This is a genomic window from Metabacillus litoralis (assembly GCF_007994985.1).
GTDB classification, from domain to species: domain Bacteria; phylum Bacillota; class Bacilli; order Bacillales; family Bacillaceae; genus Metabacillus; species Metabacillus litoralis.
Window position 1 is genome coordinate 31,095 of the sequence record NZ_VOQF01000004.1, and the last position, 12,571, is coordinate 43,665.

Below are 12,571 nucleotides of genomic sequence, written 5' to 3' on the forward strand. Positions count from 1 at the left end.
TCGCATCACATAATATGCATTCCACCATCTACAACTAATACATCACCAGTTATATAATCTGAAGCTGCTGTGGCTAAAAAAACAGCTGCACCTTTTAAATCTTGATTAGACCCGTAACGTTTCAGTGGGGTTCGATTCATAAAATAATCATTACCATTTTCGATGATTGCCTTTGACATTTTTGTAGGAAAAAAACCCGGTGCAATAGAATTCACATTAATATTATACCTACCCCATTTTGCAGCTAAATCCTTTGTGAAAGTAATAACAGCTCCTTTACTTGTGTTATAACCAATCGTGTCCATAAACATTGGGTCAGTTCCACCTAAACCGGCTATAGACGAAATGTTGATAATTTTTCCGCTACCTTGATTAATCATATGCTTACCAACTTCTTGACTCATTAAAAAAGTACCAGTTACATTCACGTTCATTACCTTTTCCCATGCTGCAATCGGCATATCTACAGCAGGAGATCCCCAGGTTGCACCACTGTTATTAACTAAAATATCAATTCTCCCAAACTTATTTATCGTTTCTTCAACTACATTTTTTATGTCCTCTTGACTTGTTACATCACACTTTAAACCGATTGCTTCTCCTACACCGCTTTCTGATAGGCGACTTGCTACTACATCACACGCCTCTTTCTTTCTGGAACATAGAACGATATTAGCCCCAGCTTCTGCTAAACCTTCTGCGATTTGTTCACCTAACCCTCTACCACCTCCCGTAACAATGGCTGTTTTTCCAGTTAAATCAAATAAATCTTTAATATGCATTATTTTCCCTCCTGCACAAATGTTTTTGAATGTTTTTTAAACTCTAATTTAGCTACCTGTGCTCGGTGTACTTCATCAGGTCCATCTGCAATTCTTAGAGTTCGAGCATTAGCCCATTGTGCTGCTAGAGGGAAATCATCACTAACACCTGCACCACCAAAACCTTGTATTGCACGATCTAAAACTTTTAAAGCCATTGATGGAGCGACAACCTTAATCATCGCAATCTCCGACCTTGCTTTCTTGTTTCCAACCGTGTCCATCATGTATGCTGCTTTTAAAGTTAACAATCTAGCCTGCTCAATTTCTATTCTTGAATCTGCAATCCACTCATTTATAACTCCCTGCTGAGAAAGTGTTCTACCAAAAGCTTCGCGCGCATGAACGCGCTTACATAATAATTCAAGAGCACGTTCTGCAGCTCCAATTAACCGCATGCAATGATGTATTCTTCCTGGGCCTAATCTTCCTTGGGCAATTGCAAAACCTTTTCCTTCTCCTAAAATCATATTTGAGACAGGAACACGAACAGAATCAAATGTGATTTCAGCATGACCATGTGGTGCATGGTCGTAGCCAAAAACCGGAAGCATTCTTTCGATCTTTACACCAGGTGTATCAAGAGGTACCAAGATCATTGATTGTTGTTCATGCTTTGGAGAATCGGGATTTGATTTACCCATAACAATCGCAATTTTACACCTCGGATCACCAGCACCAGATGACCACCATTTCGTTCCATTAATAATGTAATGTTTACCGTCTTTCTTAATTGTAGCATTGATATTTGTTGCATCTGCAGAGGCTACATCAGGTTCTGTCATTGAAAAACATGAACGTATGTCACCCTCTAATAAAGGTCTTAACCATTGTTGCTTTTGATCTTCTGTACCATATCTCTCAAGTACTTCCATGTTACCGGTATCAGGTGCATTACAATTAAATACCTCTGGAGCAATTAGAGAACGACCCATTATTTCACAAAGTGGTGCATATTCTATGTTTGATAAACCTGCACCATACTCACTGTTTGGCAAAAATAAATTCCATAAACCTTCAGCCTTTGCTTTAGATTTTAACTGTTCAATAATTGGTGGGACATTGCTCCATCTAGATTTCTGTTGCTTTAGTTGCTGCTCAAACAAATATTCACTTGGATAAATATATTCATCCATAAATGAATGTATTCTCTCTTGAAGATCAATTACCTTCTTTGAATAGGAAAAATTCAATTACCCTCACTTCCTTCCACTACTTACTAACCGGTTGGTATGTAACTATCATATTATGAAAATAGATAACTATTCAACTATTATTTTCAATATTATTCAATTAATTAAATGATTATAGATTAAGAAGAGGCTGGGACATAAGTATTTAAGCTAATGATAAACCCGAAATATTAGGAGATATTTCAATTAATTATTCGCCTAATATTTCGGGTTTTTATTTGCTGTCTTCAATTAGATTTTTTGAATTTGTATACTATTTTTAAGAACTAGTGGAATGGAGCGGAAGACATTTGACTCCTGCGGGTGCAGAGGAAAGGCTAAGACCCCAAAGGCGCGCAGCTTACGAGGAGGCTTAGCTTCCTCCCCGGTGAATCTTATGTCTGCAGCGCAATGGAACGAACTTGTTTCTTTCAACTTAACTGAATTTAGATTTATTCGTCTTTTTGTATGATATCTTTAATTATGTCCCAGCTTCTTTAACCTTTATATTCCCCATTATTTTTCGGAGCTTTTTCTTTCTTTGCTTTATCTTTATGAATTTTATTTGTGTCAGTACTTCCTACTTCATGACTAAATTCAGAATCAATTACACTCGAATCAAAGCCTTTTTTGTTTTTTTGCTGTGGATCATTTTTCTTTGTACGCTTTGCCATGTTTCAGCACTCCTTATTATTTGCTCTCGATTTTGTTGATCATTTCGTTTGTCCAATAGACGTTGTGGCAAAAAATCATAATTCCACCTGCTTATTATTTCAATAGTAGTAATTTTTAATCCTGAAAAGATAAAAAAAGAAGAAGAGATCACTTCTCTTCTTCCTTCTTTGTATATTCAATTTCTGTTGTTGTCACATATTTCTTTTGAAGTTTAATGTATGCTTCCACAATACGGTTTGTAATAGTTTTATTTACAGGGTCGTCATCATTACTTGCCCATGGCACAACAACACTGAAAGCTACCTCTGGATTGTCTGATGGATAGTAACCAACGAAATTCAGGTTATTTGTTTCTCTACCCCAATACTCACGTTTTGGTCCATAATACAATGTTTGTGATGTTCCTGTTTTTCCTGCAACATCGTATTTAATACTTTTTCCAGTACCAGAAGTAACAACAAGCTTAAAACCTTTTTGAACTTGTGCAATTTGCTCTGGTGTATTATTTACCCTATTCAGGACATTTGGCGCTTTATCAACAACGATTGGACCTAATTCAGCTTCTTCAACAGGTGCATGAATACTCGTAACAATACGTGGTTGAACACGAGAGCCTCCATTCGCAATAACTGATACATATTGTGCTAATTGAAGCGGTGTATACGTATCAAATTGACCAATTGAAATATCTAATAATTTACCAGGGTTATCTGGGGTACTCATCAATCCTGATGATTCTTGTGGTAAATCCACTCCTGTTGGAACACCTAAGCCAAATTGTGCAAAATAATTGCGTAATGTTTGAAAATCCTCTAAAGATGCATTTAGAGGCCCATTTGGCACATAATCCACATCAGCAATTCTCATAGCAACAAAAAACATATAAACATTAGACGAAAGTTTTAATGCACTTAAGTCAGTCATGTCATTTAAAGTTCTATAAGAACTTTTTGGTGGTGTTCCTTTGAAGTACAATGTACGATCTCTGTAATATTGATTAAGGGGCATCCCGTCTTGATACCCTGCTAGTACTGTCGCACCTTTCACAGTAGATCCTGCTTCATATTGTGTAGCAAACGTTCCATAAGCAAAATCTAACATGTCACCAGATCTATCTTTAGGATTTAATTGCTTACCAACCATCGATAATACATCACCTTGATACGGGTCCATCATGACAACAAATGCACGATCCAATAAATGGTGACCAGCACTTGCTTTTCTTAATTCTTCTTCAACAATTTTTTCCACTTCCATCTGTAATTCCATATCAAATGAGAGCTTTAAATCATATCCTCTTTGACCTTCATCAATTACTTTTTGTGTAACTATATTTCCGCTTTTATCAGAAACATACTCTACCTTAGCTTTACGAGGATTTAAATAATCTTCATATTCATATTCAAGATAGCTTTTGCCTACTCGTTCATTTCGTGCATATCCTCTTGCTGTATAATAATCTGCACGAGATTCAAGTATACCTTGTTCAGGTGAAGTTACTCCTCCAAAAATCGTTGAGAGATAGTCACCGTAAGGATTTTCACGGTCCCAATCTGTTATAACATCAACTCCTGGAAGCTGCTCTAGGTTTTCCGCTACACTTGATACTTCCTTATCTGTTAAATTTAATGATTTCACAACCTGTGGTTCATACTGATAGCCAGAAGAAAAGCGAGTGTACATGTATGCAAGCTCTAGTTCTTCGTGATTTGCTTTTATAGCTTCAACTACATTTTCAGATACACGTTCTACTTGTAACTTATACGTCTCAGAGGGCTTTAGAGTTAATTCCTCTTCTGATAGTAAAGCTTTTGCTTCTTCAGGGTTTGCTGCCAGCCAATAATCTCGTAAATCTCTATCTTTTAGTTCTTCTATTAAAAATTTCTGGTCATAGCTGATAAATTGTGAAAGATTTTTTGCCGTATCGAGTTTATCTTTTGTTTTCGTTGTTTTGTCTACAGTGTAAGTGATCGCTGGTACACTTTTATTATCAACAACCACTCGATCATAACGATCATACATTTTCCCACGAGGTGCTGGTAAACGTGCATAATCTGATTCTGTTCTGGAAACCTCTTTAGAGAATTCTTCTCCTTGTACAATTTGAACAACACCTAAACGAACAACAAGTGCAACAAATAATATAAACACTAGAAAAAAGAAAACATTAATCCGAACATATCTAGATTTTCTTAATTTCCGCTGCTCTGATGCATTTGTATTTTGATCTGTCAACGTTGATCCTCCTCTAAAATATTTATAGGTAATAGAGCTGCTTTAGTTCTTGTTTTCTTTCTTTTAAGAGTACGAAAAACACAGTTCTATATTTAGTATAGTGGTATCTTGGTAACGCGTATTTGATCAACCACTGTTATCTTTGCTTCAATAGTGTAATGTAACAACATTCCATAAAAAGAACCCTTAATATTGATTATTATTTAGGTTTACTCTTTATTTTATCATAACCTTCGTGAAGATATCGTGTACATTATGAATTAAATGTGAAACAAACATATAAGCTGCTCTTTTTTACAATACAAAAAACAATGCAATTAGATTACATTGTTTTTTGTCATAATATTAGACGATTTCATCAGTACGAAAGTTTCAAATTTCACTATATTATCCTATTATTTTTTTTAGCATAACCATATCTAGACACGGGATACCATTTTCAACAATCGAGCCAGCGTAATTTTCCAAAAAATAATTCTTTTTTACATAGTCAATCCGAAAACCACATTTTTGATAAAGGGCTAATTGATTAATACTTGAATTACCTGTCCCAACAATAACAGATTGTTTACCTTTTTTCCTAGAATAATCACAAGCAGAGGTAATAAGTTGTTTTGCCAAGCCTTTACCTCTGTACTTTTCTTTAATAGCTAAATTTACGATCTCATTTTCATATTGACTTGCTTCAGTTATGATCATAACACCTATGATATCTTCTTTATACACCACCACAAAGCAGCTACCTTCCAAAAGGTAGTTATCTACCATTTCCTTTGAAGGATCTGCTTCTAACAGTAGCTTGTATGGAACATGATCATTATTCAATAAAGATCTTATTATGATTTCCATAGCTTTAATAGAGCTTGTGTTCCTTTATTTTCATCTCCATTCTTCGCTAACTCATTGTATAGCTTGTGAGCTAGCTCTAAACCAGGTGCATCCATTTGCATATGGTTTGTCTCTTCTAACGCAATCCCCATATCCTTAATAAAATGTTTCACAAAAAAACCTGGCTCGAAATCTTCCTTAAGCATTCTTGGAGCCAAATTACTTAAAGACCAACTTCCTGCCGCTCCAGATGATATACTTTTTAAGACAGTTTCAGGATCTAACCCAGAGTTTTTTGCATATGCTATAGCTTCACAAACACCGATCATCCCAGAAGCGATTGCGATTTGGTTACACATCTTAGTATGTTGTCCTGAACCAGCTTCACCTTGGTATACAATGTTTTGCCCCATGACTTCAAATAATGGTAAACAATCTTCGTAGGCAGCGCGCTCTCCACCAACCATAATTGCAAGACGAGCTTCTTTTGCACCAATATCACCACCTGAAACAGGTGCATCCAATACTTGAATATCTCTAGTTTTTGCGTTTTCGTATATCTTTTTAGCTAATGAAGGTTGAGAAGTTGTCATATCAATAAGAATTGTTTTAGGTCTTGCAGATTGAACGAGACCATTATCACCTAAATAAATTTGTTCAACATCTTGTGGATAGCCAATGATCGTAATAATAACATTACTTTCTTCCGCTAGCTCTTTAACTGTATTCTTCCATACTGCTCCTGCTTTTAATAAGTCCTCTGCTTTTTCTTTTGTTCTTGTAAAAACATTTAGGTGATAACCTGCTTGTAAAATATGATTTGCCATACTTCTCCCCATAACACCTAAGCCAATAAAACCAATCGTTTGGTTCATAATCATCAGTCCCTTCTCTATCAAATTACCTAAAAGCACTTATCTCGATCATATTAATTGAAAAGAAACTAAACAAAAAATTGTACAATAGTACCTTTACCATCTTGAACTTCAATATTGGCTAATGCTCCGTTAATTAATGTCACTTGTGGAGGAACATGACCACAATCTATGTCATAAATAATAGGCACTTGTAATTCATGTGCCAACTCTTGATAAACATCTGTGACATCATATTGATTTACTGGGTGGTTTGCAGCACTTCTACCAAACATGATGCCAGAACAGTTTTTAAACCAACCTGCTAATTTTAATTGAACTAGTGTTCTTCGTAAATCTGTTGTAGATAATTCACAGTTCTCAAAATACCAAATAATCATTTCATCAGGTTTCATAAAGTTTTGATAAAACTCCTCAACATTTCCAAAAGGAGTCCCAACCAGATGGCGAATAATATCAATACAACCACCTAGTAGTCGTCCATTTAAAGTAGCTTGTTTGTTATCAATGGTTTTCCAGGAAGTTTGCTCTGTTAAATGAAATATTTGTGACGTAGGATTCTGATGATCCCATTCTTTTTGAAATATCTCTGAAGATAATTGAAGTATTGATTCCCCAGGTTTTGTATGTAAAACAGTTTCCCACTTGGATGTTGTTGGATCAGAAGTTTCACCTCTAATATCAACTAAATTGGTACCATGTGCAGTCGCGATACCTGTCTTCAAGGTTATTGCCAGTAATAGTGCACTAGTATCAGAATAACCTAAAACCCACTTTGGAGTCATTTCTTCAAAATCTATATACTCGAGGATTTCAATAAGCAATTCTCCTCCCCAAGGTGGGAAAATAAGCTTAACATCTGCATCCTGAAGCAAATTATTTAATTCATTTGCACGTACTATAGCTGAAGATGATTTCGCCTTATGTTGAGTCCAAACAGTTTCCTTACAAATTACTTTATATTGTTGTTCTTCCATTCTTCTTAAGGCTTGTTGCAACATATTATGCAACTCTAATGGGACACCAGATGATGGAGCTGTTACACCAATCGCATTATGTTTTTCTAGCAAAGGATATTTAATCATCTCACATGCTACTCCTTAAAAATCTAGTGTTTTAGGATTTACCGTCTCTTTTCTTACCTATTTATGATATTTATATTGACTTCACCATACCACCATCTACTAAAAATGTTTGCCCTGTCATATAACTATTTACATCAGATAATAAAAAACAAACATAGTTTGCAAATTCTTCTGGATGACCATAACGACCCATTGGAATAGAGTTTCTTACTTTACTTTGAATTTCCTCTATTGTTATCCCTTGTTTGTTTGCTGCAGTTTCATCTAAGAACGCAACTCGATCAGTAGATATTCTTCCAGGAGCAACTGTATTGATTACTATTTGATAACTAGCAAGCTCAGATGCAAGTGTTTTTGTTAATCCAACTATGCCAGTTCTAAATGTATTTGATAAAATTAACCCAGGAATAGGTTCTTTTACAGAAGAAGATGCAATATTAACTATTTTGCCACCACTATTAGATTTCATATTTGGTAACACTTCTCTAATCATTCTAATATAGCTTAATAGATTTAATTCAAATGCATGCTGCCAATCTTCATCAGTCATCTCTTCAAAAGTTCCAGCAGGTGGACCACCAGCATTATTGACTAATAAGTCAATTGAACCAAATTCGTTTATTGTTGTAGCTACAAGCTCTTGTATTTCATTTTTATTTTTTATATCACAGGTTTTATACGAAACTCTTCCATTATTTAACTCATTAAGCTCTTTTTTTACATCCTCTAATTTATTTTGTTCTCTGCTTGAAATCATAACATTAACACCTTGTTCGGCTAATTTCTTTGCAATAGCTTTACCTAATCCTTGACTTGAAGCGATAATGAGAGCATTTTTACCTTTTAAACCTAATTCCATTTTCAAATCACCCCTTATTTAGCTTATACACATATTTTAACATGTTATTTCCAGAAAAAATCACAAAAACACTCATATATAATGATATGAGAGCTTTGTGATTTTTTAATAAGGAAACACAATTTTGGAAATTTTTATGTGAAATATTCTACTTTGGCACTTGGGAAATAATGATCAACATAATCTTCAAGTGTTTCCCTTAATTCTTGCTCTTGATCTTTTTGATATATATATTTGCCAATCCCATATCTTCCCCATTTATAACGTCTTTCTTCTTCATTTAGTTCAAGCTTCGTTTTTGGGTAATTCTTTTGAATTACTCTTTTTGCTGGCTTAGTGAATCGATGCTGAATCATTTCAAAGGTTATATCGTTTCTTAAGTCAGAAGGAATTGAAGCATCTAGCTTTTCAAAAAGATTTTTGTATCCTTCTTGCCAGTTTTCATGGATATAAATTGGAGCAACAATGAAACCTAATGGATAGCCTGCTTTTGCTACTTTAACTGCTGCCTCAATTCTTTGGTCAAGGGCAGATGTTCCTGGTTCAAAGTTTTTAATAACGAAATCTGCATTAATACTAAAACGAAAACGCGTTTTCCCATTATGTTTTGCATCTAGTAGATGATCTACATGATGGAATTTCGTTACAAATCTCAACCTTCCCATATCTGTTTGTCCAAAAAATTCGATGGTTGACTTTAAAGAGTGTGTTAAATGATCAATGCCAACTATATCTGAAGTACAAGATGCCTCAAACCTTGTGACCTGTGGGGCACGTTCTTCCATGTAGGTTTGAGCCTGCTCCAATATTTCATCAACATTTACATATGTTCGTATATACGGTTTACTTCCCATTGTTGTTTGTAGGTAACAATAATGACAATGCCCCATACAGCCTGTTGCCAAAGGAATTGCGTACTCAGCCGAAGGTTTAGATGTATCAAACTCCAATGTTTTTCTTACTCCTACTACAAGTGTAGACTTTGCTGTACGATATTGTTGAAGATGATTTTTACCTGGTATATTACGCACTTGATTATGTGATGTTGTTTCCCGTATTTCCAATCCCATCTTTTCAAATTTCTCTTTTAATTCGACACCACGAGGATATTCCAATGCTCTTGGCTCTATATAAACAAGTTGTGGAACAAATGGCTTAATCATTTTTGGACCTTCTTTCTATAAATAATAAGGCTTTATACATGATTAACCTTTACTAAAATCTTTATAGATAATCTAATAAAATATTTCCTTTAATGATCAATAATCAACAAATAACAAAAAAAGAAGCAATTTGCTTCTTTTTAGTCATATTGTTCATAATCAAATATTTCATTATACAGGTCTTCAGCTTCCTCAAAACTAGAAAACACAGCATCATCCTCAGCAAGTGGGTGATAAGCATCATGAAGAAATATTGCTAATTCATGTGGGTTTTTTGGATGTTGCACTACTTCAGCTTTTTCAATATTAGCTACAACTGCAGCATGTGGGTTTCTGTATATTACGTATACTTCTTCGCCAACACGAAAATTTTCCATTAGAACTCTCCTCCTATGTACTGGTATCTTCTATAGGTTCGTTCTAAAAGGGCTGAAGTATGTATGTTATTTCTGTTTTATTAAAATGAAAGGCTCTGTTAAACTTTGTTGTTGATTTCCGTTACAGGCATTCGCTTTCCTGGGAAAAAAGTACCTTTTTTCCTAGGGAAGAATAAGGACCATTCTTCCTAGGTCCGGGAGCCTCCTCGTAAGCTGCGCGCCTGTGGGGTCTCCCTTTGACACGCTTCTCTAAGCAGGAGTCTCATATATTCAACTCCAATCAACAATGTGCTAAAAATCAACATTAACCTTTAACATAGCCAAATGAAAATATAAAATTTGTTTGTTTTCACTTCTAGAAAAGGTTACTTGTAACAGTATTTAATGCAAGCGAAAGAGACAGGCACTAAACCTGTCTCTTTACTTTAATTATTGGACATTAAAAGTCTCTTTTACAAAAGCGACAACTTCTTCAGTTGTAGTCATTGATAAAACAGTTTCTTTAATACCTTGTGCTTGTTCTTTAGAAAGACCTTTGATTTGAGTTCTAGCTGGTAAAATAGATGTTGCACTCATTGAGAACTCATCTAAACCTAATCCAAGTAACAATGGAATAGCAATGGGATCTCCTGCCATTTCTCCACACATACCTGCCCATTTTCCTTCTTTATGCGCTGCATCTATAACCATAGAGATTAAGCGTAAAATAGCTGGATTATAAGGCTGATATAAATATGAAACACGTTCGTTCATTCTATCTGCTGCCATTGTGTATTGAATTAAATCATTTGTTCCTATGCTAAAGAAATCAACTTCTTTTGCAAAAGTATCAGCCATAACAGCTGTTGAAGGAATTTCTACCATGATTCCAATTTCAATAGAATCTGAAACCTTTGTACCATTTGCAACAAGCTTTTCTTTTTCTTCTAAAAGAATTGCCTTTGCTTCTCTGAATTCAGTCACTGTTGCAATCATAGGGAACATTATTTTCAAATTACCAAAGCTACTAGCACGTAATAGAGCGCGAAGCTGTGTACGGAAAATATCTTGTTCTTCTAGACATAAACGAATTGCTCTAAATCCAAGGAAAGGATTCATTTCTTTCGGAAGATTTAAATATGGTAATTCTTTATCTCCACCTATATCTAAAGTACGAACAACTACTGGCTTTCCTTCCATTCTTTCAAGAACAGTTTTGTAAGCATCAAATTGCTCGTCTTCTGTTGGTAATTGATCTCTTCCCATATATAAGAATTCTGTACGATATAATCCAACAGCTTCTCCGCCATTTTCAAGCACACCTTTTACATCATTAGGCGTACCGATATTAGCTGCAAGCTCAACATGGTGACCATCTTTAGAAACAGTTGGTTCATTTACTAATTTTGCCCACTCTGCTTTTTGTGATTCGTATTTAGCTTTCTTATCTTCGTAATGAGCAATTTCTTCTGAAGTTGGGTTGATAATCACATCACCATCAAGTCCATCAACAATAACCATTACATCATTTTCAATTTTTTCTGTAGCATGCTTTGTACCAACTACAGCAGGAATCTCCATTGAACGTGCCATAATAGCTGAATGAGAAGTACGTCCACCAATATCTGTAGTAAATCCTAAAACAAATTGTCGATTTAATTGCGCTGTATCAGATGGTGTTAAATCTTCAGCAATGATCACTACTTCTTCAGAAATTAAACTTGGATTTGGAATTTGAACACCAAGTAAATGTGCAATAACACGCTTTGTTACATCACGTATATCTGCAGCACGTTCCTTCATATATTCATTATCCATTGATTCAAACATCGATACAAACATATCTGCTGTTTCTTTCATAGCAAATTCAGCATTAACAGCTTCCGTATTGATACGGTCTACTACTGGATTAAGTAATTCAGGATCACTTAATACTAATAAGTGAGCAGCAAAAATCTCTGCTTTATCTTTACCAAGCTCACGATTAGCATGCTCTTTAATTTTCTCAAGCTCTGATTTAGATTTTTCAATCGCTTGTTCAAAGCGAGCTTTTTCAGCTACTTTATCTGCAACATCAGTTTTTTCAATCTTTAGTTCAGGCTCTTCAAGACGGTACGCTTTTGCGATTGCAATACCTGCAGAAGCACCTATTCCTTTTAGAAGGTTACTCATATTATTCGCCAAGCCCCTCGTTTTTCAACGTTTGACCGATACCTTCAACTGCTTCATCAGCATCTGAACCTGCAGCAATAATTTTAATTTGTGAACCTTGTGGAATCCCTAAAGACATAACGCCCATAATTGATTTAAGGTTAACTGTTTTACCATTGTATTCTAAGTTTACATCAGCATCATATTTACTTGCAGTTTGTACTAAAACTGTTGCTGGACGTGCATGAATTCCTGTTTCTGCTGTTACTGTAAAAGTTTTTTCTGCCATTTTTCATCAATCTCCTTTAAAATCATTCATTTATCTACAAGATATTATTTTATCAGGCACAC

The 12,571-nt window shown here is 35.0% G+C and carries 12 protein-coding genes; all 12 read right to left on the reverse strand.

Annotated elements, in window-relative coordinates; all coding sequences use genetic code 11:
• Positions 1-5: 5 nt before the first annotated feature.
• The 12 genes from FS935_RS07525 to FS935_RS07575 all read right to left on the reverse strand — a co-directional run bounded on the left by FS935_RS07525 (position 6) and on the right by FS935_RS07575 (position 12,509).
• Positions 6-782 carry an SDR family oxidoreductase gene (locus tag FS935_RS07525; RefSeq protein WP_146947154.1) on the reverse strand — a complete coding sequence of 259 codons (777 nt, stop codon included), beginning with the start codon at positions 780-782 and terminating at the stop codon, positions 6-8.
• Entirely contained in the window at positions 782-2,014 is a 1,233-nt protein-coding gene (locus FS935_RS07530; protein ID WP_146947156.1) for an acyl-CoA dehydrogenase, read from the reverse strand. Before FS935_RS07530 ends, FS935_RS07525 begins: the two co-directional genes overlap by 1 nt.
• Before the next feature lie 476 nt (positions 2,015-2,490).
• Positions 2,491-2,667 carry a hypothetical protein gene (locus FS935_RS23615; protein ID WP_168714472.1) on the reverse strand — a complete coding sequence of 59 codons (177 nt, stop codon included), beginning with the start codon at positions 2,665-2,667 and terminating at the stop codon, positions 2,491-2,493.
• 148 nt (positions 2,668-2,815) lie between these two features.
• Positions 2,816-4,903, reverse strand: a complete 2,088-nt coding sequence (locus tag FS935_RS07535) for a peptidoglycan D,D-transpeptidase FtsI family protein (RefSeq protein WP_146947158.1) — start codon at positions 4,901-4,903, stop codon at positions 2,816-2,818.
• Positions 4,904-5,290: 387 nt separating this feature from the next.
• Entirely contained in the window at positions 5,291-5,728 is a 438-nt protein-coding gene (locus FS935_RS07540; RefSeq protein WP_240050848.1) for a GNAT family N-acetyltransferase, read from the reverse strand.
• 11 nt (positions 5,729-5,739) lie between these two features.
• Entirely contained in the window at positions 5,740-6,606 is an 867-nt protein-coding gene (locus tag FS935_RS07545) for an NAD(P)-dependent oxidoreductase (protein ID WP_146947456.1), read from the reverse strand.
• Positions 6,607-6,674: 68 nt separating this feature from the next.
• Positions 6,675-7,691, reverse strand: coding sequence for a S66 family peptidase (locus FS935_RS07550; RefSeq protein ID WP_146947162.1), 1,017 nt, complete (start codon positions 7,689-7,691; stop codon positions 6,675-6,677).
• Positions 7,692-7,761: 70 nt separating this feature from the next.
• On the reverse strand, positions 7,762-8,550 hold the full coding sequence (locus FS935_RS07555) for an SDR family oxidoreductase (protein WP_146947164.1): 789 nt from the start codon (positions 8,548-8,550) through the stop codon (positions 7,762-7,764).
• Positions 8,551-8,684: 134 nt separating this feature from the next.
• On the reverse strand, positions 8,685-9,713 hold the full coding sequence (splB, locus tag FS935_RS07560) for a spore photoproduct lyase (protein WP_146947166.1): 1,029 nt from the start codon (positions 9,711-9,713) through the stop codon (positions 8,685-8,687).
• Between the two features lie 140 nt (positions 9,714-9,853).
• On the reverse strand, positions 9,854-10,090 hold the full coding sequence (locus FS935_RS07565; RefSeq protein WP_146947168.1) for a transcriptional regulator SplA domain-containing protein: 237 nt from the start codon (positions 10,088-10,090) through the stop codon (positions 9,854-9,856).
• Positions 10,091-10,519: 429 nt separating this feature from the next.
• Positions 10,520-12,241 carry a phosphoenolpyruvate--protein phosphotransferase gene (gene ptsP, locus FS935_RS07570; protein WP_146947170.1) on the reverse strand — a complete coding sequence of 574 codons (1,722 nt, stop codon included), beginning with the start codon at positions 12,239-12,241 and terminating at the stop codon, positions 10,520-10,522.
• A gap of 1 nt (position 12,242) precedes the next feature.
• Positions 12,243-12,509, reverse strand: a complete 267-nt coding sequence (locus FS935_RS07575; protein WP_146947172.1) for a phosphocarrier protein HPr — start codon at positions 12,507-12,509, stop codon at positions 12,243-12,245.
• Between the last annotated feature and the right edge of the window lie 62 nt (positions 12,510-12,571).